Raw genomic sequence first — 22,067 nt, 5'->3', positions numbered from 1 at the left:
CGTGCGTGGAGTTGCTGGATCGTTGCGTGCGCATGAATCCGCAATGATTGTTCGCGCTCGTTTCACGAGCCAGACCGACTTCAACGCGCGTGATCGCGTAATGCCTGCGCCGTTTGCGGATTGGCGGGAAAGAACGCTTCGATTGCCAGTTCGGAAAGCGTGATGTCGACCGGTGTGCCGAACACGGTGGTCGTGCTGTAGAACGCCAGCTCGCCAAGCACCGTGCGCACGCGCAGCGGCACGGCAATGTGGTGGGCGATGGGCTCGGCGCTCGTGTTCGCCACGCCCGGCGGGGTGGGATACGACGCGAGCTCCTCGTGCAGCGCGGCGAGCGCGGGGTCGGCGCTCGCATCGATCTGACGCTGCAGGCGCGTCAGCAAATGCGCGCGCCACGCGTGCCAGTTGACGATGCGCGGCGCCATGCCTTCCGGATGCAGCGAAAGCCGCAGCGCATTGATGGGCGCGGCGAGCAGCGCGGGTGAAGCGTCGCCGATGAGCGGTGCGAGCGAGCCGTTCGCGGCGACGATATTCCAGTGGCGGTCCACTGCTACGGCAGGATAGGGCTCGTGCCCACGCAGCACGAGATCGACCGCCTCGCGCGCGGCGGCGAGCTGCGGGTCGTCGAGCGCCCGCTCGCGATAGAGCGGCGCGTAGCCTGCCGCCATTAGCAGCGCGTTGCGCTCGCGCAGCGGCACGTCGAGTTGCTCCGCGAGATGCATGACCATCTCGCGGCTCGGCAGCGCGCGGCCCGACTCGACGAAGCTCAAATGGCGCGTGGAAATCTCGGCTTCGGTGGCGAGCAGCAGCTGGCTCATGCGCCGGCGCACGCGCCAGTCGCGCAGCATCTCGCCGACGCTGCGGCGCACAGTGCCGGACGGCGTTGCAGGGAGAATGGAAGCGAGCGTGGTCATGGCGCCGATTCTAGCGAAACGCGTGGCCGAAGCGATTACGTATGAGGTAAAGAAACTGTCTGGCGCTGCCGACATCGGATATATGAAAACCTTGGGTTTATGTCCCTGCTGCATGCGTGGACGACGTTTACCGTGTGCCGCGCTATCGCCTAGAATGAAAAATCTCACGTACTGTGGCGTCGCGCTGAGGAGACAGCCATGAGGGAAACGGTTGCTGCTTATCTGCTCGGACCAGGCGTCATGTTGCTGGTGTGCGCGGTCATGTGGGCCGTGTCGCGCCGCAGCAGAGGCTCGCTCGAGGCGCGCCTGACTCGCTGGCTCGACGCGCATCGGCCGCACGGCATGCGCCACAAGCATTGAGCGTGCCAGCGCCGCGGCGTTTTGCGCGGGTTTGTGCGTTCGTGTCGTGGCATCGCGAGCGAATCGCCGCATTCGCTGCTACGTAAATTCCATAGCATTCCGAATCAATTGCCGGCCTGGTTTCCGGGTTCGTTTGCGTCGCTCCGGCGTACGGCACGCCCTGGCGCGTCACGCTTCGTCTGCCGTTCCCGTATCAATTCGAGGGAACTGACCGTGCGCCCCGTGGTCATTCCGATATTGCATACCGGAGCCCTCCATGACCCGTCCCGCCGATTCCTTCATCATCTTCATCGCCCGCATCGCGCTCGCCATTCTGTTTCTCTGGGGCGGTGCCATGAAGCTGCTGGGGTACGCGGGGTTCGTCGGCTACCTGCACTCGAAGGGCGTGCCGTATGCCTCGTATGGCGCAATCGTGGCGACCGTCATCGAACTGCTCGGCGGCATCGCGCTCGTGCTGGGCGTGCGCACACGCGCGGTTGCGTTCCTGCTGGCCCTGTACGCTATTGTCACGGCGATACTGGGCCATGACTTCTGGAACGTGACCCAGGCGGCGGCGCAGCAAGATGCGGTCATTCACTTCTGGAAAAACGTGGCGATCGCGGGCGGTTTCCTGTTGTTGAGCGTGACGGGCGCGGGACGTGCTTCCGTTGATGGCATGCGCGCGCCGCGCGGCGGCCTGCGAGGCTGACGCCTTTGTATGGCGAGGCGCGAGTGTCGAATCACAACCACCGGGCAACCGGGTGTAAAGGGAGCAGGCCTTGATACAGAACTTCGACTTCAACGTGGCAGGCAAGACTGGGCAGTTCTGCGCGAGTCTTGCGGAGGACGGCACGCGGCGCGTGTTCATCAGCTATGCGGATACCGCGAAGACGCTGGTGATTCTCGACGCCACCGGGATTCTCGGCGCGCTCAAGGCCGAGCTCGAAGAGCCCGACCAGCTGATTGCCCACGCCATCCGCAAGGCGCAGAGCGATGGCTTGATCGCCCGCGCGATCGACTCCGGCACGATCCAGGAGGCGTCGCTGTAATTTGGCGCCGCAGTGCGCCATCACAGCGCGTCACCCCAGCTCGCCATTGCATCAGCGCGATTCCGGCTCGTTCATCCGCGCAGGCGCGGCACGGCGCACGCGCGCATGCGCCGGATCGGTTTTCACGAACCAGGCGAGCCCGGCCGCCGTGAGCAGGAGCGCCGTCGAGACCGCCGTTTCCGCACGCAGGCCGGCCACCACCTGTGCCGCGAGCGCGCCGCCCGCGAGCGCACCGAACGCCGCCACTCCCACCGCACCGCCCGCCTGACGCGCCGTATTGAGCAGCGCCGAGGCCGTGCCCGCGCGCGCGGGTTCGACTGAGGAAAGCACGGCCGTCGTCATCGCAGGCACGGCGAGGCCCATGCCCGAGGGAATCAGCAGGAAGGCGAGCAGCACGAAGGCGAGCGGCGTCGCGGCGTCCACGCCGACCAGTAGCGCATAGCCCGCACCCGCGATCAGCGCGCCGACGATCATCGGCCGGCGCGTGCCGTAATGCGCCACCACATGGCCGCTCACGATATTCGAGAGCAGGAACCCGCCGGTGAGCGGAATGAACGCAAGGCCCGCCTGCAACGGCGTTTCGCCGCGCGCATGCTGCAGGTAAAGCGCGAGCACGAACACGGTGCCGTAATACGTGAGATTCACGCAGATACCGAACAGCACGGCCGCGCTGAACGTGCGGTTGCGCAGCATGGCGAGCGGCACCATGGGGTCGCGCGTGCGCGCTTCGAGCGCGACAAACGCCAAACTCGCTACGAACGCGAGCGCAAAGCCGCCAGCCACGGCCCAGTGCGCGAAGCCGAGCGGCCGCCATTCGATCACGGCGCCCGTAAAGGCCGTGAGCGCCACGATGGCGAGGAGCTGGCCGCGCACGTCGAGGCTGCGCGCGGCGGGCGCGCCGGCAGCGGTGGATTCGTGCTGGTGGCGGCGCGGCGCGGGAATCCACGCGAGCGTGGCCCACAGGCCGGCCGCGCACAGTGGCAGGTTGACGAGGAAAATGCTGCGCCAGCCGAACGCCGCGATCAGCAGGCCGCCCGCCACCGGGCCCGCGGCGATCGAGATGGCGCCCGCTGCGGTCCAGAAACCCACGGCGCGTGCCCTCAGCCCGCGGTCATGGCGGCACGCTTCATTGAGCAACGCGAGCGAGTTGGGCAGCATGGCCGCCGCGCCCGCGCCCTGCACCGCGCGGGCGGCGATCAGCATGACCGGATTGGCCGCGAGCCCGCAGGCGAGCGAGGCGAACGCGAACACGACAAGACCGGCGGCGTAGAGGCGGCGCGCGCCGTAGCGCTCGCCGAGCACGCCGCCCGAGAGCATCAGCACCGCGAAGGCGAGCGTGTAGGCGTCGACGATCCATTGCAGGCCCGCGACGTTCGCATGGAGATCGGTTGCGACGCGCGCGAGCGCGATATTCACAATGGTCACGTCGAGCTGCGTGACGACGAACCCGATGCTGACGGTTGCGACGATACGCGTGAGCGCGGGCGTGAAATGGACGGGGGCGGGGGTGGGGTGTGAGGTATTCATGCGCCCATGGTAGGACGCTCGCCGGCTTCGACGTTTCAGCGCGAGGTGAATCGTCGAAGCCGCCGGAAAAATGGTGCCGGACCGGGCGGGCGCTCAGTGTGCGCTCAGCGTGCGTTCAGAGCGCCCGGCGGGGCATTTACGACTCCCGGTGCGGGTCCTTGAAGAACAGCGTGGTGATCGCGCCGAGCACACAGATCGCGGCCACGTAATAAGTGGGCGCGAGCGGTGCGGACTTCATCAGCAGTGCGACGACGATCGGCGTGAGGCCGCCGAACACGGCATACGCCACGTTGTACGAGAACGAGATGCCCGAGAAGCGCACCACGGGCGGGAACGCGTTCACCATCACATACGGCACCGCGCCGATCGTGCCGACCAGCAGCCCGCTCACCGCGTAGAGCGGCATGAGCATCGAACTGTCTACGGCGATCTGGCGGAACAGCACGTAGTACGAGATCGCGAGCGCAATGCCGCCAATGGCCAGCACGCGGCGCGCGCCGAAGCGGTCCGCGAGCGCGCCCGCGCTCACGCAGCCTACCGTGAGAAAGAGCGTGGCCACGCAGTTCGCCAGCAGCGACGTGGTGGCGTCGAGATGGAACTGCTTTTGCAGCAGCGGCGGCGTCATGAGGATCACGACGACGATGGCGGCCGACAGCATCCACGTGAGCAGCATCGAGACGATCACGGCGCGGCCGTGGTCGCGCAGCACGGCCTTGAGCGGAATTTCTTCGGCGAGCGACTTGCGCGCCTTCATTTCCGCGAACACGGGCGTTTCGTGCAGCCACTGGCGCAGATACACCGAGAACATGCCGAACAGCCCGCCGATCAGGAACGGAATGCGCCAGGCATACGCGGCGATGTCGCTCGGGGCGTAGTGATGATTGACGGCCGCGGCGATCAGCGAGCCGAGCAGGATGCCGAACGTGAGGCCCGCCGTGAGCGTGCCGCACGCATAGCCGATATGGCGGCGCGGCACGTGCTCGGAAACGAACACCCACGCGCCCGGCACCTCGCCGCCCACGGCTGCGCCTTGCAGCACGCGCAGCGCGAGCAGCAGCACCGGCGCGAGCACGCCGATCGAAGCAAAGGTGGGCAGGCAGCCCATGGCGAGCGTGGGCAGCGCCATCAGCAGCACGGAGAGCGTGAACATGCGCTTGCGGCCGAGCAGGTCGCCGAAATGCGCCATGACAATGCCGCCGAGCGGGCGCGCGAGGTAGCCCGCCGCGAAGATGCCGAAAGTCTGCAGCTGACGCAGCCAGTCGGGAATCGTTGCGGGGAAGAACAACTGGCCGATAGCCGGCGCGAAGAACACGAAGATGATGAAGTCGTAGAACTCGAGGGCGCCGCCAAGCGCGGCGAGCCCGAGCGTCTTGTAGTCGCTGCGGGTGAGCGCGCGCGCAGCGGCAGGCGTGCGCACGCCAATGTCTGTTGCTTGCATTTCCGAAAAACCAGGATGTTGTTATGTACGACGTTGCATGTAGCGCGTGAAGAACGCGTGCGGACGTCCGTGATGGCCGAATTTGCCTGGTGCGCGCGTGGCGCGGGGGCGGCGGTCGTCGGATAGGCGGGCGCAAGGGTGGGGGCACGGCAACAGCGCGTCCGCGCGGGTGGGCGGACGTGCCGACGAGTTCAGGCCAGCCGGAGATTCTACAGGAAGCTTGCCGGCCGCCAGACGCGGGCCTGGCCTGCGTCCGTCAGAGCGCGCATGGGCGGCTGTGGGAAAGCGCTGCAGCCGATTGGATTTCGGACTCGTCCGATGGGCAGTTTTTGCACATCTCCACAAAATTGCACGCTTCGATAGTCGATTCATAAAAGGACCCACTATGCGCATCGCGATTTTCCAGCGCGACGCTGCCCATCGCCAGCAACTCGAGCGCGTGTTGACGCAATGCGGTCACGCCTGCGTTCAGTTCAGCGACGCGCTCACACTGGCGAGGACGCTGGCCGCATCGACGGTCGACATGCTCGTGCTCGACTGGCAGGGCTCGCAGGTTGCCGGCGCCGAGTTGCTGAGAACGTTGCGGGCGGTGAACGGCAGTCAGATTCCGGTGCTTTTCGTCTCGGAAGACGCGTCCGACGAGAGCGTGGTGCGCGCGTTTTCGGTTGGCGCAGACGACTATGTGGGCCTGCCAGTGTGCCCTTCGGTGCTGCGCGCGCGCGTGAACGCACTCTTGCGCCGCGCGTTTCCCGACCGCTACGAGAATATGACGATCGACGCGGGTCCCTATCACTTCGATATGCGGCGTCAGGCTGTCAGCGTGCATCGCAAGCCCGTGGAGCTTTCGACTACGCAATACCGGCTCGCCGCGCTGTTCTTTTCGAACATCGGCCGGGTGCTCTCGCGTGATCATATTTACGCGATGGTGTGGGGGCGCGAGTTGCATACGCTGACCCGCACGATCGACAGCCACGTGTCGCGCCTGCGTCTGCTGCTGGAGATCGAGACGCCGAACGGCTTCCGGCTCCAGCCGGTATACAAGAGCGGCTACCGGCTACTGCGCTTGCAGGACGAAAATGAGGCGTTCGCCGCCGAAAATGAGGAGCTCGAGCCGGCTTGAGGCGACGCGCGCACCGTTATGCGGTTCGGCAAAAAAAACGGCGGCACGCAATGCGTGTCGCCGTCTTTTTTGTTCGACGTGTCCGGTGCGGCGCGCGGCAACCTCAGCGCGCGAGGCCGAGTCCTTGCAGCACGGCGTTGCCTTCCGACGTGAGGCGGATGCGCGCGTCACCGGCGGCGTCCTGCACCTGCTCGACGAGGCCGGCTTCCTTGAGCATGGGAATTTCCGGTTTGGCGTGCGCATCGATCGGCGCATGCAGCAGCAACAGGAGGGTCGCAAGCTCGTGGTGGCTGAGCAAACGGCGCAACAAGGTGCGGCGAACGGGCTTCGCACCGGGCGCTGCCTCGCTGTTGACCTGACTCGTCGTCTGGATCTGCGGATCTTGCTGTTTCACGGAACCTCCTGCTGCATGCGTTTCTTCTGAGTGAAGCGATGATGCGCACGAAGACTTAAGCGATTCTTAAAACGCCTGGCGAAAATGTGTCAGCGCGCTACACAGCGCGCATGAATGTAAAAGGCTGTAATAGACGGGCGTCAAACTGCGAAAAAGCGCAAAAAGGCGCTTTCGGCACGCGCACGTCGCGGCTGCGGCGCAAGCCGCCCGTCAAATGCTCAAGGCGCGCAGGTTTTGCTCGCGCCCTCGATCCACAGGTTCGAGGCGTGGCGTTTGCCGGCGTAATAGCGGTAGGTCGTCGCGCCGTTGTCGGTGCGAACCTTGATGACGTTCGAGTCGCCGAACTCGAGCATCTGGCCTTGCGGCAGCGGCGAGGTGGTAAAGCTGGCGCCGTGACGCTGGGCTTCCACGGTCAGGCACGAGATCACGTCCTGGACCGACCGGTTGGTTGTGGAATCGATGACCGGCTGACCCGCGTCCGGGTTGCTCTGAAACCACGCGCACGCGCCGAGCGTGAGCGAAAGGGCAAGGGGCACGGCAAGCTTCTTCATATTTCCCGGTATCCAACCAAATAGTCAGTCAATCATTATATCGGGAGCATCTCCCGTGCCACGGGGCTCGCGCAAAATGCCGCAAAACTGTCACGCACCGGGCATAGGTGTTGCGGCAGTGCGACGAGCGTGCGGAGCCCTACATAGCGGCACGCAAGATCCTACGGAGAGAGATAGACTATCTGAGGGGTGCCGCCTGGAAATCTGACGTGACGTCAGGAGAATACGCATGAACCGCCCATCGGTACGCTTTCCTGTTCGCGCCGCTGGCGCTGGCTCACTTTTCAGGTGGGTCAAGTGGGGATTCGTCGTCGCGTTTCTGGCCGCCCTCGTCATCATCGCGCGCATCGTGCAGATCGAAATCGATACTTCGCGTCTGCAGGCGCGCTACCTTTCCGAACTCACGCGTGACATAGGCTATACGGTCGAGAACGGGCCGAGCCACAGCATCCGCTTTCCCACCACGAACGGGCCGTACGACGTGCGGCTCGGTTATGCGCAATTGCCCACCTTCGCGAACCGGCTTGCGGAACGCGGTTTCGCGATCGCGGCGCAGGCGCGCGATTCGGATCGCATGCTCGCCGTGGCCGACCAGGGGCTTTTCCTGCCCTTCGAAGAAAAGGATCAGGCCGGGATCGTGCTGCGCGACGCGTCGGGTGCGACACTGTTCCATACGCGTTATCCGCAGCGCGCCTACGAGAATTTCGACGCGGTGCCGCCCGTGGTGCGCGACTCGCTGCTTTTCATCGAGGACAAGTACCTGCTGGCCCCGGATCAGCCGAACCGCAACCCGGCCATCGACTGGGGGCGTTTTAGCCGCGCGCTCGTCGACCAGGGGGCGCGCCTCGTGAACCGGCATCAGCAAACGCCGGGCGGCAGCACGCTCGCCACGCAGATCGAGAAGTTCCGGCATTCGTCGGGCGGCCGTACCTCGACGCCGCCGGAGAAGCTGCGCCAGATCGCGTCCGCTTCGCTGCGCGCTTACCTGGACGGCCCGCAGACCATGCCTGCGCGCCAGCAGATTCTCGTGCACTACCTGAATTCGGTGCCGCTCTCCGCCAAGCCGGGTGTGGGTGAAGTCAACGGTCTCGGCGACGGCCTCGCCGCCTGGTATGGGCGCGACTTCCGCGACGTCAACCGGATCCTGCGCGCGCCGCTTACGCCCGAGTCGCTCGACACGCAGGCGTTGGCGTTCCGCCAGGTGCTCTCGCTGCTGATCGCCCAGCGCGCGCCTTCGTATTTCCTGCAAAAGAACAACGACGCGCTCGCGAAACTGACCGACAGCTACATCCGCCTGCTTGGCGCCGGCGGCGTGATTACGCCCGCGTTGCGCGACGCCGCGCTCGCCACGCAACTCTCGCTCGACCGCTCGAAGCCGTCGCAGCGCGCGCCGGTGTCATTCATGGAGCGCAAGGCGGTGCTGACGCTGCGCACTCAACTCATGCAGGCGCTCGGACTAAAGACGCTTTACGACCTCGACCGCCTCGATCTCACCGCCACGGCTACGCTCGTCGACAGCGTGCAGCAGGCCGTGGGCGAGCGCCTTGCCGACGCCGCGACGAAGGACGGCGCGCGCCAGGCGGGTCTGGTCGGCTTCGAGATGCTGCGCCCCTCCGACGATCCTTCGAAGATCGCGTATAGCTTCACGCTGTTCGAGCGCAGCAACGGCGAAAACCTCGTGCGCGTGCAAACGGACAGCGTGAACCAGCCATTCGACATCAATTCGGGTGCGCGGCTGAATCTGGGGTCGACAGCGAAGCTGCGCACGCTCGTGACGTATCTGCAGATCGTGAGCGCACTGCACGCGCGGTACGCGGCCGATGACGTGAAGTCGTTGCGCGCGATGCTGCCGCAAATCGATCCGAGCGACGCGCTCACGCGCTGGGCCGTCGACTATCTTTCGAAAACGTCCGACCGCTCGCTGCATGCCATGCTCGAAGCGGCCGTGGAGCGCAAGTATTCGGCCAACCCGGGCGAGACGTTCTACACCGGCGGCGGCGCGCAGAGCTTCAACAATTTCGAGTCGAGCGACAACGCACAGATTCTCACGGTGCACCGCGCGTTCCAGCATTCGGTGAATCTGGTGTTCGTGCGGCTCATGCGCGACATCGTTCACTACGAGATGATCCAGACTTCGGGGCCGCCCGCGCAGTGGCTCGACGACCCGGCCGTGCGCACGCGCTTTCTCACGCAGTTCGCCGACGGTGAAAGCCAGGTCTACATGAAGCGCTTCTACACGCGCTACGCGGGCAAGAGCAACGACGAAGCGCTGGCGATCTTGCTGCAGCACACGCGCAAGGGCCCGGCGCGCATTGCGACCGTGCTGCGCAGCGTGAAGCCCGATGGCCAGCTGCCATGGTTCGACGCACAGATGCGTGCGCAACTCAAGAACACGAAGTTCCAGTGGCTCGACGACGAAGACCTCGCGCGCTACTACGACAAGTACGCAATCGACAAATTCAACCTCAACGATCGTGGCTATATTGCGGGCATTCACCCGCTCGAACTGTGGTTGCTGAATTACTTGCGCACGCACCCGGATGCGACGCTCGCGCAGGTCCAGGAAGCGAGCCGCGACACGCGACTTTATACCTACTCGTGGCTCTTCAAGACGAAGTACCACGCCACGCAGAACCGGCGCATTCGCCACATGATCGAACTGCGCGCCTATGACGCGATCGGCAAGTCCTGGCGCTCGCTCGGTTATCCGTTCGACAGCATCACGCCTTCGTATGGCGCGGCGATCGGCGCGTCGGGCGACCGGCCCGCGGCGCTCGCGCAACTCATCGGCCTCATATCGAGCAACGGCGAAAAGCTGCCGACGCATAGTTTCGAGTCGCTCGACTTTGCACGCGGCACACCCTATGAGACGCACTTCGTGCATGCGTCCACGCCGCCGCAAGCGCTGGTTTCGCCCGAGATTTCGCAGGTGGTGCGCGAGTTGCTGACGGCGGTGGTGGAGGGCGGCACGGCCAAGCGCCTTGCTGAGGGCATGACGCTCCCCGACGGCAAGACGCTGCCGGTCTACGGCAAGACCGGCACCGGCGACCAGCGCTTCAACGTGTACGCGCCGGGCGCGCGGCTGATCGAATCGCGCAAGGTGAACCGCAGCGCGACCTTCGTGTTCGTGATCGGCAACCGCTTCTACGGCACGCTCACGGCATGGGTGCACGAGCCTTATGCGGCGCGCTACACGTTCACGAGCGCGCTGTCCGTGCAACTGCTGAAGTCGCTTGCGCCTGTGTTGCAGCCGCTGCTCGAATCGAGGCCCGCCTCGGACGGCGATGCGAAACCCGATCCCGTGCACGCCGCACAGCAGATGACGCTGATCGACCCGCAATCGGGTGAAATGCACCGTGTGGTGTGGAACGGCAAGGCGCTCGAGCTCGATTCGCACTGAATCGGGCTACTCGGCATCCAAAGCAAAACGCGGGGCTTGGCGCATGCGCCAAGTCCCGCGTTCTTTTTATGCGGTCAATACCGCTTCAATAGCCGCTAGGCGGCGGAGGCGCCGACCCCGGCGGGGGCGGCGGCAAATAGCGGGGCGCTGTCTGGAATTGCTGCTGCGGCGCCTGGAACTGCTGGGGTTGCGACATCGTCATGTTGCCGGGCGCCGGTATGCGGTTGCCGGTGGCGTACATGCATTGCAGATAGGCGTAGTCGTAGCGGCGCTGCACGTCCCACGCGGAGCCCTGGGCGTTGCCCATGCCGACCGCGCTGCCGGCAAGCAGGCCCGCGCCCGCGCCGATGGCCGCGCCCTGGCCCCCGCCGAATGCCGCGCCCGCGGCCGCGCCGAGCGCCGTGCCCACCACGGCGCTGCCGAGGCCTGCGCCGGTCGCCGCCTGGTTCGCGGTGACGCCGCCTACCTGCTGGAAGGCGAATTGGCGGCAATTCGCGTCGTCGGCGCGGAACTGGTCGAAGGTTTTGCCTGTGCCGGGCAAGGCCATCACGCTCGGCCCCGTGGGCGTCACGGCGCATGCGCTCAGGAGCCCCGCGGCGGCGAGTAGCGCGAGATACGTGTATTTCATTTGCGGCTCGATATCGTCAAGGTGGTCAGTTCGAAGGCGCCGGCTGGGCGGGAACCGCGCGCCAGCCCGACGAGCATTGCTTTACATACGGATAGTAGGTTCTCGACTCGTCGCAGTAGTACCAGGTGTCGGCGTTTGCCTGCTGCTCGCCCGCTGCATCGCCGGGGCCCGGCTGCGGGTCCATCGGGGCGCCGGCTTGCCCCTGCTCGATGTAGTCGGGCGCCTGTGGCGGCGCGACGATGACGGGCGGCGCGTAGTAGTACGGTACGGGCGCGACCGGGTAGTAATACGGCACACCGCCGCCGATGAACACGCCGACGCGCGCCGCCTGTGCTACCCCGCATACGCCGACAAGCGCGGCCGCTGCGGCCCCGAGAAACAGTTTCGACCTTCTCACACACGATCTCCAGAAACGGGCAGGCTGGGGCAACGGCGCGCGCCAGCCAATTATCGAACGCTAAGACATCGGCGGAACCAATGCAATTACGCGAGTTGCGCCGATTTTTCGAGTTGTTACAAACTCTGGCAGGTTTATGGGGCGCGAAGCTCTCCCGGAGCGCAAACGGCGTGCAACGGCTGGCTTCGTGGCCCATGTTTCACGCAAATGCCCGCAGCGAGGGGCGAGCGCGCGCCGCCCGGCTGTAACAATTGGATATCGATCTTCTTGCAGCTTGCGCCCTGCCGTGGCCATCAACAAATCGAAAAAGCCATTTCGATTTTCTGAATGCAGGTCCTTCGTTGGATTGACATAGACTTCCCGCGCCTCACTGCTGCAGCGTGCCGCTGTGCGTTCACATAATTAATAAGGACTACGACATGAGAAAAAATCTTACTTGTCTTGTCACGATGTCGATGCTGTCCGCGTCGCCGGCGTGGGCCGTGCTGGGGGGGACACCCACCTACGCCGGAATGCGTAGCGTGCCCGACGCCCGTCTCATGGCAGCCGGCAAGTCGGCCGTCGCCCGCTACACCGTCAATACCTCGACCCTTGCCAATGGCGCGACGATTCGCGAATACCTCGATGCGAAAGGCATCGTCTTCGCGCTCTCGTGGCGCGGCCCGCGTGTGGGATCGCTCGAAACGCTGCTCGGCAGCTATTTCCCCGCGTGGCAGAAAGGACTCGCCAGCGCCCACGCCGCGCGCGGCGGCGGCTATGGACCGGTCGCATTGCGCGAGGACGATCTCGTCGTGGAGTCGGGTGGTCATATGGGTGCGCTGACAGGTCGAGCCTGGCTGCCACCGGCGCTGCCGCAGGGCTTCAGCACGGACGAAATTCAGTAAGGCAACGGGGAGACGCAACGAAAAGAATCACGTGGATCTCGGTGCTCGTACTGAGCTTCGTCCTGACTGCTTGCGGCGGAGGCGGTGGGGGCGGGGACATCATCAATCCCGTCGCGCTGTTTCCCATCGACAACAATGGCGTCATTGTCGATATGCCCGCGGTCTCGTCGCTTGGCGCGAGCGCGGTGGACGGCACGCTCACGTTCGGCATCGACACCCAGGCGAACAACCCGTTGAGCGGCGCCGGCGCGACGGTTCTGGCCACGGACAGCTACGGCAACTTTGTCGCGAAGTACAGCGGCTCGACGGCAGTCGCCGGATTCATCGATTCCGGATCGAACGCGACGTTCTTCGATGACCGCTCGATCATGCAATACAACGGATTCTTCGCGCCGCCAGTCGACTGGACGCGCAATGTCGTGCTGAACGATTCCACTGGTGTGAGCGACAACGTGACGGTGAATATCGGCAACGCGTTCGCGCTACTCGCTTCCAGCAATTTCGCCTTCAACAACCTCACGGCTTACATGGCTCAAACGGTCGATCTCGGCCTGCCGTTCTTCCTGGGCCGGCGCGTCTACTACGGGATCGACGGCGCACGTTCTGCCGGCGGTGGGAAGGGTCCCTATGTGGCATACATGAATCGCTAGTTGCACGCGGCGACTTTAAAAGCGAAAGCGCACTGTAAAGTGCGCTTTTTTTATTACTCAATAACTGAGGAAATGGGATCTAATACGTTTTCAGTATTGATTGCATGAAATGGCGTTTCAATTACCAATTTTTCATTAAATGAATATTGGAATTGAAGCAGCTGTATCTCATGAAAAAAATATCGCGCGATGGCTAACGTGGGGCCGAACGAAAACGTTTGCCTTAGCACAAACCCCTGGTCAAGTTAACCAGATAGTGAGCCGATAAAACACGGGTAAGAGATGCGGCATCGAGGCGCCACGAGCGCCAAATAAAAAAATCCGAGAGAAATCGCCCGAACCTGACGGCGGCACGCCGCAATCCGATTTGCATCGAAAGCGAACCCAATACGAGGGCAGGACCATGGAACAATCGACACCGGATCGTCAGATCGAATTACGCGAATTAAGCGCAGTCAATGCAGCGCTAAATCGTGTTCAGGCAGTCATCGAATTCGACCTTCAAGGCACCATTCTTCACGCCAATGAGAATTTCCTCGCGACGCTCGGCTATACACTCGAGGAAGTGCGCGGCAAGCATCACCGGATGTTCTGCGATCCTGATTATGTGCGTACCGAGGCTTATCGGCAGTTCTGGGACCGGCTTGGCCGCGGCGAGTTCGACCGCGGCGAATACCGGCGCGTAGGGCGCGGCGGCCGCGAGATCTGGATCAACGCGTCATACAACCCGGTGATCGACGAAAACGGCCGGCCCTACAAGGTCATCAAGTTCGCCACCGATATCACCGCCGCCAAGCAGCAGCACGCGGAATACGAAGGGCGTCTGCGCGCCATCGACAAGGCCCAGGCCGTGATCGAGTTCGACACGGGCGGTGTCGTGCTGCACGCGAACCAGAATTTCCTCGACACACTCGGCTATCGTCTCGAAGAAATTCTCGGCAAACATCACCGCATGTTCTGCGAGGAGTCGTACGCGGCCAGCCCCGACTATCGCGAGTTCTGGGCCAAGCTCAATCGCGGCGAGTTCGACGCGGGACGTTACAAGCGCATCGCCAAGGGCGGCCGCGTGGTGTGGATCCAGGCGACCTATAACCCGATCTTCGACGTGAATGGCCGGCTCTACAAAGTCATCAAGTTCGCCAACGACGTGAGCGCCCAGGTCGAGCTGGAAGAGAGCGTGCAGCGCCGCGCGCAGGACGATCAGCGCAAGGTCGAGAAGCTGCTCGGCGTGGTGAGCCGCGCGGCCGCCGGCGACCTCACGGGCGACGTCGAGGTCACCGGCGAGGAGCCGATCGACCAGCTGGCCGCCGGCATCAAGGGCATGATGAGCGACCTCGCGGGCGTGATCGGCAAGGTGGTCGAATCGGCGGGCACCTTCAAGGACTCTTCGCAGGACATCGCCGCGCGCGCGGACACCGTGGCGAGCGGCGCACAACTGCTCGGCGCGACGGTCGAGGAAATGAACGCATCGATCGAGGAACTCACGGCCTCCATCAACTCGATCGCCGACAACTCACGGGGCGCCGACCAGCTCGCCAAGGACACGCAACAGGAGGCGGAGCGCGGCGCGAAGGCCGTGACGCGATCGATCGAGGCGATGGAGTTGATCAACCGCTCGTCGGAGGATATTGGCGAGATCATCAAGGTGATTGGCGAGATCGCCAGCCAGACCAATCTGCTTGCGTTCAACGCGGCGATCGAAGCGGCGCGCGCGGGCGAGCACGGCCTCGGCTTCTCCGTGGTCGCCGATGAAGTGCGCAAGCTGGCGGAACGCTCTTCGCAAGCGACGAAGGAAATCTCCAAACTCATCAACGAGTCGGTGAAACGCGTTGCGCAGGGCAGCGAAATTTCGAAGCAGGCGGGCGAAGCCTTCGAGAAGATCGTGGCGGGTGTGAGCCGCACGACCCAGGCGATTTCGGAGATCTCATGCGGCGCGGACGAGCAGCTCATTGCGGCCCGCGAAGTGAGCGCCGCGATTCAGCAGGTCGCCGAGGAAACCGAGAAGTCGGCGGGTGCATGCGACACGATCGCGCGCGCGGCGGCGTCGCTCAAGGGCGGGGCGGTGGGTCTCGACACGACGGTGGCGCGCTTCGTGGTGTGAAGTCTGGAGGTTGCAGTGGATATCGATCAGGATGCCGAATTGTCGGTGCGTAACGCGCTGTTCGAGAAGGTGCGCCGGCATACCGGTATCGCGATGAACGAGCGCAAGTGGACCATGCTCAAGGGCCGCTTGCGCCGCCGCATCATGACGCTCGGGCTGCCCGACTATGGCGATTATTTGCGCTTGCTCGACGGCAGTTCGGACGAGGTGCGCGACTTCATCGATCTCGTCACGACGAACGAAACGTCGTTCTTTCGCACGCCCCGCATCTGGGAGTATCTGGCGGGCGAATTCCTGCCGCGATGGGCAGCACAGCGCAAGGGCGAGCCCTTGCGCGTCTGGTCGGCTGCAGCGTCGAGTGGCGAGGAGGCGTGGACAACGGCCATGCTCTGCGAGGAGTTGCGCTTGCTGCATCCCTCGCTACGCTATGCGATCGTCGGCACCGATATCTCCGACGGCATTCTTGCGAGTGCACGCGCCGGACACTATGCCGGCCGCAGCATGGAGAGCCTGCGCCAGCAGCGGCCGGAACTCGTGCAGCGGTATTTCCGCAGCGACGCGGCGGGCATCAGCGTGAACGAGGCCTTGCGCACGCACGTGAGCTTTCGCCGTCACAACCTCTACGACGTGCCGCGCGATCTCGGCCAGTTCGATCTGGTCCTGTTGCGCAATGTCCTGATCTATTTCGATCTCGAAGGCCAGAAGGCCGTGCTCGCCAACGTGCGGCGGGCGATGCGGCCGGGCGCCGTGCTGATCGTGGGCGAGTCCGAATCGCTGAGCCGGGTCGCAGCGGGATTCGTCTTCGAACAGCCGCTCATCTATCGCAACGAGGTACGTGAACATGAGCATCCAGCGTGACGTGCAGGTGCGAATGTGTGAAATCGCCGTGAGCAGCGGCGAGGAAGGGAAAATCCTGCGCGCGACGCTGGGGTCGTGCGTGGGCATCGGGCTCCTGTGGCGCTCGCGCGCGACGTACGGGTTAGCCCATTGTCTGTTGCCCGAGCCCACGGGAGGTGCACGGGCCGCGGGTGCTCCGCAGGCCGGCAATGGCGCGAAGTACGTGATCGAAGCGTTGCCGAAACTGCTCGCCATGATGCACGCCCACGAGGCTCGCGAAGGCGATATCGAGGCTGTGCTCGCGGGGGGCGCGAACATGATGCACCATCGCACGACAATTCACGAACCGATCGGAGAGCTAAATGTTCGTATTGCGCGCCAGATGCTGGCCGACGCGCGGCTGAAACTCGTGCATGTCGACGTGGGCGGCGAGTGCGGTCGCCAGCTGAGCATCGACTGCGAGCAGCATCACTATGCTGTGCGCCACTTCTCGCGCTCGCTCGAGCCGAAGTCCTCTGCGATGCCCTCGCAGTTGCCGGAACAAGGAGTCACTCGATGAGTCTACGCACGCTTGCAGCCGGCCCGAACGTGGAACTGTACGGCTCGTTCCATCTGGCGGGCACCGAACTGGCGCTGCCGGTGTCCGCCTTGCAGGAGGTCGTCAATCCGCCCGAGACGCTCACAGCGATCCCGCTTGCACCGTCGTATTTGCTCGGGCTTTTCAACCTGCGCGGCACGCTGATTCCCGTGGTCGATCTGCGGCAGCTGCTGCGTTTGAACGCCGAGAGCACGAGCGCGGCGCGCAAGGTCGCCATTGTCGAATCCGGCGGCGTACGCGTAGGGCTGCTGTTCGACGCGACGGGCGAAATTTTGCGTGTGCCGCGCGAGCAGGTCATCACGCTCGACGTGCCCGAGGGCAGCCCGCCCATGGCGATTGGCGCGGTGCTCAAGCTCGACGGCGGCGAGCGCATTCTGCAGGTGCTCGCGCCCGCGGTGCTGCTCAGTTTGCGCGACATGCCGCAGCTCGCGCAAACGGCGCCGCGCGCGGCCGAGCGGCGTGCGCACCAGGGGCAACGCCGCCAGAATGTGTCGTTCAAGGTGGGCGCCACGGCGCTCGCGCTGCCGATGGACGCGATCCAGGAAATTATCCGCGTGCCGGCCTTGCAGCAGTCGCCGCTCGCCAACGAGGTATGCATCGGCATGCTGAACCTGCGCGGCGCGACGATTCCCGTGCTCGATTTCAGCGCGCTGCTGGGCTTCGCGCGCGCGAGCGGCGACGAGGCGCGTGTGGACGAGCGGCGCATTGTCGTGCTTCATCGCAACGACCTGCATTTCGGCATGCTGGTGGACGAAGTGGCGAGCATCGTTGCATATCGCGAAGAAGACCTGCTGCCCATGCCGGCTTACGGCGGCAATGCGCAGCGCTCGCTGTTCGCGGGTTATCTGGCGGCCGAAGATGGCGCGGGCGTGCTGCTCATGAACGCCGACGCGCTGTTTGCCAACGAGCGTGTCGTGGCGCTCGCGGCGGGTCATCGCGATCTGTATCGCAACGCTCTGACGCAGGCGGCGCAAAAGCGCGGTGCAGGCACGCGGCAAACGCTCGTTACGTTCCGCATCGGCCAGTTGATCGGCGTGCGCATCGCCCAGTTACGCGAGGTAATCGACTATCGCGACGACATCGTGCATACGCCGGGGCTGCCCGGCGTCGTGCGCGGCATGCTCAACCTGCGCGGCGTGCTCGTGACCGTGATCGACGTGCGCGCGATGTACGGCATGCCGCCGTATGAGGATCTCGCGCGCGCGAAGGTGCTGATTGTCGAATACGAGCGTGAAAAATACGGACTGCTTGTCGATTCGGTCGAAGATATCGTGACGCTGACCGGTTCGGCCCAGCTCGCGTTGCCGCAGTCGTTCACGCGCAGCGAAGGCGCGTGCGTGCGCAACGACATGCGCGAAGCCGTGGAACTGCCGGGCAAGGGCACGCTGATGCTGCTCGACCCCGCTTCGCTATGCGCGCGCGTGGCCGAGGAAGCGGCGGTTTGATGGCTGGCCAACCAGTGTGCGAAGCGGCGCGCCGGCTAGCGCGCGGCGCGTTCGCGCTCGAGCCGGCGCACCGCTTCACCCACGTCCTGGCTGAATTGCGCTAGCGCGGCGAGTTCGAGGTTGGGCGGCTGCAGGGCCGACCAGAGCGCATCCACGAGCCGTTCGGCCGTGGCGTCGATGTCCGTGCGGCGGTTGGCGAGCGTCGCGTCCCACAGCACGTGCTCCATGGGCCCGAACACCAGAGAACGCAGCAGCCGCAGCGGCAGGTCGTTGCGGATCTGGCCGTTTTCCTGGCCGCGCGCGAGCACCCGCATGAGCGGCGCCGTGTAGCGGCGCTGCATTTCCGTGAGCGCGTCGCTCAGATCGTGGTGGCGCGTGCGGCCTTCCGAGAGCACCAGTTCGCAGATGCCGGTGCCGCTCTCCAGCATCAACTGCAGATGCATGCGCACGATGAATGCAAACTGCTGGCGCACGGTGCCGTCGCGCGGCAGGCCGCCTTCGATCGCGGCGATCGATTCGTCATACCAGTCGCCGATCACGCGCGCGCACAACTCCCGTTTGCCCCGAAAGTAGCTGAACACCGTTGCCTCGGACACACCGAGGCGCTGGGCGATCTCGGCCGTGGTGGCGCGCGCGTACCCTTTTTCCGAGAACACCTCGCGACCCGCTTGCAGGATTTCCCGCACGCGCTGCTGCGACTTGCGGCCCGCCGGCTGGCGGCGCGAGGCGGGCAGGACGGCTTTCTGGGCAACGGCTTCCATGTTGAGCTTGATTCAATTTACGTCAGGGTGGAATTCATTATCTACGAAAGAATCGCCGCCAGACAAGGAAATTTCATCTGCATGACAACTTGAGCGTCACTCAGAAATACCTATTGACGTTAACGTAAATGTGGCGTGAAATGGGCGTCCATGGGGCGAAGCACCGCCCGGACCGAGATTCTCTGGAGACACACATGAGCAACGTACCCGGTTTGCAGTTCCCGCTTGGCGAAGAAGTCGAAATGCTGCGCGACAGCATCGCCGGCTTTGCGGCGAAGGAAATCGCGCCGCGCGCGGGCGAAATCGACCGCACCGACCAGTTCCCGATGGACCTCTGGCGCAAGTTCGGCGACCTGGGCGTGCTCGGCATGACGGTTTCGGAGGAATACGGCGGCGCGAACATGGGCTACACGGCTCACATGGTCGCGATGGAGGAAATCTCGCGCGCGTCCGCCTCGGTCGGCCTGTCATACGGTGCGCATTCGAACCTGTGCGTGAACCAGATTCATCGCAACGGCACCGAGGCGCAAAAGCGCAAGTACCTGCCGAAGCTCGTTTCGGGCGAACACATCGGCGCGCTCGCCATGAGCGAGCCGAACGCGGGTTCGGACGTCGTGAGCATGAAGCTGCGCGCGGAAAAGAAGGGCGACCGCTATGTGCTCAACGGCACGAAGATGTGGATCACCAACGGCCCGGATTGCGACACGCTGGTGGTCTATGCGAAAACCGACCCCGAAGCAGGGTCGCGCGGCATTACGGCGTTCATCGTCGAGAAAGGCATGAAGGGCTTTTCGGTTGCGCAGAAGCTCGACAAGCTCGGCATGCGCGGCTCGCATACGGGCGAACTAGTGTTCCAGGACGTGGAAGTGCCCGAAGAGAACATCCTGGGCCAGCTCAACGGTGGCGTGAAGGTGCTGATGAGCGGCCTCGACTACGAGCGCGCCGTGCTTGCGGGCGGCCCCACGGGCATCATGGCCGCGGTCATGGACGCCGTGGTGCCGTACATCCACGACCGCAAGCAGTTCGGCCAGGCCATCGGCGAATTCCAGCTCATTCAGGGCAAGGTTGCCGATCTCTACACGACGTACCAGGCGTGCCGCGCATATCTCTACGCAGTGGGCCGCCAGCTCGACACGCTCGGCAAGGACCACGTGCGCCAGGTGCGCAAGGACTGCGCGGGTGTGATTCTCTACACGGCGGAAAAGGCCACGTGGATGGCGGGCGAAGCCATTCAGATTCTCGGCGGCAATGGTTATATCAACGAGTATCCGGTGGGGCGTCTCTGGCGCGACGCGAAGCTCTACGAAATCGGCGCGGGCACGAGCGAGATTCGCCGCATGTTGATCGGCCGCGAGCTGTTCGCGGAAACGATGTAATCCCAGGCAACTCAGGTTAATCAAGGGAGGACGGGATGCCGGTCATCGAATCGAAGCTCAATCCGCGCTCGGAAGACTTCAAGGCCAATACCGCGGCACTCGAAGCGCTCGTCGCGGACCTGCGCGAGAAGATCCAGAAGCTTTCGCTCGGCGGCGGCGAGGCCGCGCGCGACAAGCACCTCTCGCGCGGCAAACTGCTGCCGCGCGATCGCATTGCGCAACTGCTCGATCCGGGCACGCCGTTTCTGGAGTTCTCGCAACTCGCGGCTTACGGCATGTACAACGACGACGCGCCGGGCGCGGGCATCATCACGGGCATTGGCCGCATTGCCGGCCAGGAGTGCGTGATCGTTTGCAACGACGCCACGGTGAAGGGCGGCACGTACTATCCGGTCACGGTGAAGAAGCACGTGCGCGCACAGGAAATCGCGCAGGAAAACAACCTGCCGTGCGTGTATCTCGTCGATTCGGGCGGCGCCAACCTGCCGAACCAGGACGAGGTGTTCCCGGACCGCGATCACTTCGGCCGCATTTTCTACAACCAGGCGAATCTGTCTTCGCAGGGTATTCCGCAGATCGCCGTGGTGATGGGCTCGTGCACGGCTGGCGGCGCCTATGTGCCGGCCATGAGCGACGAGTCGATCATCGTGAAGAACCAGGGCACGATTTTCCTTGGCGGCCCGCCGCTCGTAAAGGCGGCGACGGGCGAGGAAGTGAGCGCCGAGGACCTGGGCGGCGGCGACGTCCATACGCGTCTTTCCGGCGTGGTCGACCATCTCGCGCAGAACGACGCCCACGCGCTGGCGATTGCGCGTTCGATCGTCGGCAATCTGAACCGCACGAAAACGCCGCCTGTTGTGCTGCGCGAACCGCTGCCGCCGCGCTTCGACGCGAAAAGCCTCTACGGCGTGATTCCCGTCGATACGCGCAAGCCGTTCGACGTGCGCGAGGTGATCGCCCGCATCGTCGACGACTCGGCTTTCGACGAGTTCAAGGCACGCTACGGCACCACGCTCGTGACCGGCTTCGCGCACATCTGGGGCCACCCGGTCGGCATCATCGCGAACAACGGCATTCTGTTCTCCGAATCGGCGCTGAAGGGCACGCACTTCATTGAGCTGTGCTGCCAGCGCAAGATCCCGCTCGTGTTCCTGCAGAACATCACGGGCTTCATGGTGGGCCGCAAGTACGAGAACGAAGGTATTGCGCGCAACGGCGCGAAGATGGTGACGGCGGTGGCCACGGCCAAGGTGCCGAAATTCACGGTCATCATTGGCGGCTCGTTCGGCGCAGGCAATTACGGCATGTGCGGCCGCGCGTATTCGCCGCGTTTCCTGTGGATGTGGCCGAACGCGCGCATTTCGGTGATGGGCGGCGAGCAGGCCGCATCCGTGCTCGCCACGGTGCGCCGCGACGGCATCGAAGCGAAGGGCGGCACGTGGAGCGCCGAAGAAGAAAATGCATTCAAGCAGCCGATTCGCGATCAATACGAGGTGCAGGGCCATCCGTACTACGCGAGCGCACGCCTTTGGGACGACGGCGTGATCGACCCGGCGCAAACGCGCGACGTGCTCGGCCTCGGCCTTTCCGCCACGATGAATGCGCCGATCGAAGAGACGCGCTTCGGCGTGTTCCGCATGTGATGCATTGAGGACGAGAAC

The 22,067-nt window shown here is 64.5% G+C and carries 21 protein-coding genes; 13 read left to right on the top strand and 8 right to left on the bottom strand.

The genetic code is table 11. The features are described 5' to 3' along the window. Positions 1–80: 80 nt before the first annotated feature. Complete coding sequence (locus U5A57_RS13130) at positions 81–911, bottom strand: helix-turn-helix transcriptional regulator (protein ID WP_321911451.1); 831 nt, start codon at positions 909–911, stop codon at positions 81–83. Positions 912–1,109: 198 nt separating this feature from the next. On the opposite strand from U5A57_RS13130, the gene U5A57_RS13125 reads away from it, so the two are divergent. The 3 genes from U5A57_RS13125 (at position 1,110) to U5A57_RS13115 (ending at position 2,299) form a co-directional block, all read left to right on the top strand. Next, positions 1,110–1,271, top strand: a complete 162-nt coding sequence (locus tag U5A57_RS13125) for a hypothetical protein (protein WP_321911449.1) — start codon at positions 1,110–1,112, stop codon at positions 1,269–1,271. A gap of 256 nt (positions 1,272–1,527) precedes the next feature. Continuing rightward, positions 1,528–1,959 carry a DoxX family protein gene (locus U5A57_RS13120; RefSeq protein WP_321911447.1) on the top strand — a complete coding sequence of 144 codons (432 nt, stop codon included), beginning with the start codon at positions 1,528–1,530 and terminating at the stop codon, positions 1,957–1,959. A gap of 70 nt (positions 1,960–2,029) precedes the next feature. Next, entirely contained in the window at positions 2,030–2,299 is a 270-nt protein-coding gene (locus U5A57_RS13115; RefSeq protein WP_321911446.1) for a hypothetical protein, read from the top strand. 51 nt (positions 2,300–2,350) lie between these two features. Here U5A57_RS13115 and U5A57_RS13110 read toward each other — a convergent pair whose 3' ends face one another. Beyond that, positions 2,351–3,826 carry an MFS transporter gene (locus U5A57_RS13110; protein ID WP_321911444.1) on the bottom strand — a complete coding sequence of 492 codons (1,476 nt, stop codon included), beginning with the start codon at positions 3,824–3,826 and terminating at the stop codon, positions 2,351–2,353. Positions 3,827–3,962: 136 nt separating this feature from the next. After that, a complete protein-coding gene (locus U5A57_RS13105; protein WP_321911442.1) occupies positions 3,963–5,264 on the bottom strand; it encodes an MFS transporter in 1,302 nt (433 codons plus the stop codon). Positions 5,265–5,649: 385 nt separating this feature from the next. Between U5A57_RS13105 and U5A57_RS13100 the strand changes: the two genes are divergently transcribed. Continuing rightward, positions 5,650–6,384 (top strand): response regulator transcription factor, encoded by a 735-nt coding sequence (locus U5A57_RS13100; RefSeq protein ID WP_321911440.1) that lies wholly within the window; start codon positions 5,650–5,652, stop codon positions 6,382–6,384. A gap of 103 nt (positions 6,385–6,487) precedes the next feature. Here the strand turns inward: U5A57_RS13100 and U5A57_RS13095 are convergent, their stop codons facing one another. Next, complete coding sequence (locus U5A57_RS13095) at positions 6,488–6,757, bottom strand: hypothetical protein (RefSeq protein WP_321911770.1); 270 nt, start codon at positions 6,755–6,757, stop codon at positions 6,488–6,490. Between the two features lie 239 nt (positions 6,758–6,996). Beyond that, the gene (locus U5A57_RS13090; protein ID WP_201697413.1) at positions 6,997–7,329 is read right to left on the bottom strand and encodes a hypothetical protein; all 333 of its coding nucleotides are present in this window, start codon (positions 7,327–7,329) and stop codon (positions 6,997–6,999) included. Positions 7,330–7,558: 229 nt separating this feature from the next. On the opposite strand from U5A57_RS13090, the gene U5A57_RS13085 reads away from it, so the two are divergent. Beyond that, complete coding sequence (locus U5A57_RS13085; protein WP_321911434.1) at positions 7,559–10,729, top strand: transglycosylase domain-containing protein; 3,171 nt, start codon at positions 7,559–7,561, stop codon at positions 10,727–10,729. 85 nt (positions 10,730–10,814) lie between these two features. Here U5A57_RS13085 and U5A57_RS13080 read toward each other — a convergent pair whose 3' ends face one another. Further along, positions 10,815–11,357, bottom strand: coding sequence for a glycine zipper family protein (locus U5A57_RS13080; protein ID WP_321911432.1), 543 nt, complete (start codon positions 11,355–11,357; stop codon positions 10,815–10,817). Between the two features lie 25 nt (positions 11,358–11,382). Beyond that, complete coding sequence (locus U5A57_RS13075; RefSeq protein WP_321911431.1) at positions 11,383–11,754, bottom strand: hypothetical protein; 372 nt, start codon at positions 11,752–11,754, stop codon at positions 11,383–11,385. A gap of 419 nt (positions 11,755–12,173) precedes the next feature. Here U5A57_RS13075 and U5A57_RS13070 point away from each other — a divergent pair, with 419 nt between their 5' ends. The 6 genes from U5A57_RS13070 (at position 12,174) to U5A57_RS13045 (ending at position 18,269) form a co-directional block, all read left to right on the top strand. Continuing rightward, on the top strand, positions 12,174–12,638 hold the full coding sequence (locus tag U5A57_RS13070; RefSeq protein WP_321911430.1) for a DUF2844 domain-containing protein: 465 nt from the start codon (positions 12,174–12,176) through the stop codon (positions 12,636–12,638). Between the two features lie 41 nt (positions 12,639–12,679). After that, positions 12,680–13,288, top strand: a complete 609-nt coding sequence (locus U5A57_RS13065) for a DUF3443 family protein (protein WP_321911429.1) — start codon at positions 12,680–12,682, stop codon at positions 13,286–13,288. A 403-nt stretch (positions 13,289–13,691) separates the two neighbouring features. Further along, positions 13,692–15,389, top strand: coding sequence for a methyl-accepting chemotaxis protein (locus U5A57_RS13060; protein ID WP_321911427.1), 1,698 nt, complete (start codon positions 13,692–13,694; stop codon positions 15,387–15,389). A gap of 15 nt (positions 15,390–15,404) precedes the next feature. Next, positions 15,405–16,247: a protein-glutamate O-methyltransferase CheR gene (locus tag U5A57_RS13055; protein WP_321911425.1), complete on the top strand. Its 843-nt coding sequence runs from the start codon at positions 15,405–15,407 to the stop codon at positions 16,245–16,247. Beyond that, on the top strand, positions 16,231–16,785 hold the full coding sequence (locus U5A57_RS13050; protein ID WP_321911423.1) for a chemotaxis protein CheD: 555 nt from the start codon (positions 16,231–16,233) through the stop codon (positions 16,783–16,785). The genes U5A57_RS13055 and U5A57_RS13050 overlap by 17 nt, the downstream gene beginning before the upstream one ends. Further along, positions 16,782–18,269 carry a chemotaxis protein CheW gene (locus U5A57_RS13045; RefSeq protein ID WP_321911421.1) on the top strand — a complete coding sequence of 496 codons (1,488 nt, stop codon included), beginning with the start codon at positions 16,782–16,784 and terminating at the stop codon, positions 18,267–18,269. Before U5A57_RS13050 ends, U5A57_RS13045 begins: the two co-directional genes overlap by 4 nt. Before the next feature lie 35 nt (positions 18,270–18,304). Here U5A57_RS13045 and U5A57_RS13040 read toward each other — a convergent pair whose 3' ends face one another. Beyond that, on the bottom strand, positions 18,305–19,030 hold the full coding sequence (locus U5A57_RS13040; RefSeq protein WP_321911419.1) for a TetR/AcrR family transcriptional regulator: 726 nt from the start codon (positions 19,028–19,030) through the stop codon (positions 18,305–18,307). Between the two features lie 194 nt (positions 19,031–19,224). Here U5A57_RS13040 and U5A57_RS13035 point away from each other — a divergent pair, with 194 nt between their 5' ends. Both U5A57_RS13035 and U5A57_RS13030 read left to right on the top strand, forming a co-directional pair. After that, positions 19,225–20,406: an isovaleryl-CoA dehydrogenase gene (locus tag U5A57_RS13035; RefSeq protein ID WP_158759228.1), complete on the top strand. Its 1,182-nt coding sequence runs from the start codon at positions 19,225–19,227 to the stop codon at positions 20,404–20,406. A gap of 35 nt (positions 20,407–20,441) precedes the next feature. Beyond that, the gene (locus U5A57_RS13030) at positions 20,442–22,049 is read left to right on the top strand and encodes a carboxyl transferase domain-containing protein (protein WP_321911415.1); all 1,608 of its coding nucleotides are present in this window, start codon (positions 20,442–20,444) and stop codon (positions 22,047–22,049) included. Positions 22,050–22,067 lie beyond the last annotated feature (18 nt).

The sequence above is a fragment of the Paraburkholderia sp. J11-2 genome (genome assembly GCF_905220185.1).
GTDB lineage: Bacteria > Pseudomonadota > Gammaproteobacteria > Burkholderiales > Burkholderiaceae > Paraburkholderia.
Note: the sequence above shows the minus strand (reverse complement) of the source record. Positions and strands in the feature narration are given on the sequence as shown.

Coding starts and splice junctions, on each gene's coding strand:
- U5A57_RS13085 (WP_321911434.1), top strand. CDS start 7,559: ATGAACCGCCCATCGGTACGCTTTCCTGTTCGCGCCGCTGGCGCTGGC.
- U5A57_RS13045 (WP_321911421.1), top strand. CDS start 16,782: ATGAGTCTACGCACGCTTGCAGCCGGCCCGAACGTGGAACTGTACGGC.
- U5A57_RS13035 (WP_158759228.1), top strand. CDS start 19,225: ATGAGCAACGTACCCGGTTTGCAGTTCCCGCTTGGCGAAGAAGTCGAA.
- U5A57_RS13070 (WP_321911430.1), top strand. CDS start 12,174: ATGAGAAAAAATCTTACTTGTCTTGTCACGATGTCGATGCTGTCCGCG.
- U5A57_RS13125 (WP_321911449.1), top strand. CDS start 1,110: ATGAGGGAAACGGTTGCTGCTTATCTGCTCGGACCAGGCGTCATGTTG.
- U5A57_RS13100 (WP_321911440.1), top strand. CDS start 5,650: ATGCGCATCGCGATTTTCCAGCGCGACGCTGCCCATCGCCAGCAACTC.
- U5A57_RS13040 (WP_321911419.1), bottom strand. CDS start 19,030: ATGGAAGCCGTTGCCCAGAAAGCCGTCCTGCCCGCCTCGCGCCGCCAG.
- U5A57_RS13120 (WP_321911447.1), top strand. CDS start 1,528: ATGACCCGTCCCGCCGATTCCTTCATCATCTTCATCGCCCGCATCGCG.
- U5A57_RS13030 (WP_321911415.1), top strand. CDS start 20,442: ATGCCGGTCATCGAATCGAAGCTCAATCCGCGCTCGGAAGACTTCAAG.
- U5A57_RS13105 (WP_321911442.1), bottom strand. CDS start 5,264: ATGCAAGCAACAGACATTGGCGTGCGCACGCCTGCCGCTGCGCGCGCG.
- U5A57_RS13130 (WP_321911451.1), bottom strand. CDS start 911: ATGACCACGCTCGCTTCCATTCTCCCTGCAACGCCGTCCGGCACTGTG.
- U5A57_RS13060 (WP_321911427.1), top strand. CDS start 13,692: ATGGAACAATCGACACCGGATCGTCAGATCGAATTACGCGAATTAAGC.
- U5A57_RS13050 (WP_321911423.1), top strand. CDS start 16,231: ATGAGCATCCAGCGTGACGTGCAGGTGCGAATGTGTGAAATCGCCGTG.
- U5A57_RS13110 (WP_321911444.1), bottom strand. CDS start 3,826: ATGAATACCTCACACCCCACCCCCGCCCCCGTCCATTTCACGCCCGCG.
- U5A57_RS13090 (WP_201697413.1), bottom strand. CDS start 7,329: ATGAAGAAGCTTGCCGTGCCCCTTGCCCTTTCGCTCACGCTCGGCGCG.
- U5A57_RS13080 (WP_321911432.1), bottom strand. CDS start 11,357: ATGAAATACACGTATCTCGCGCTACTCGCCGCCGCGGGGCTCCTGAGC.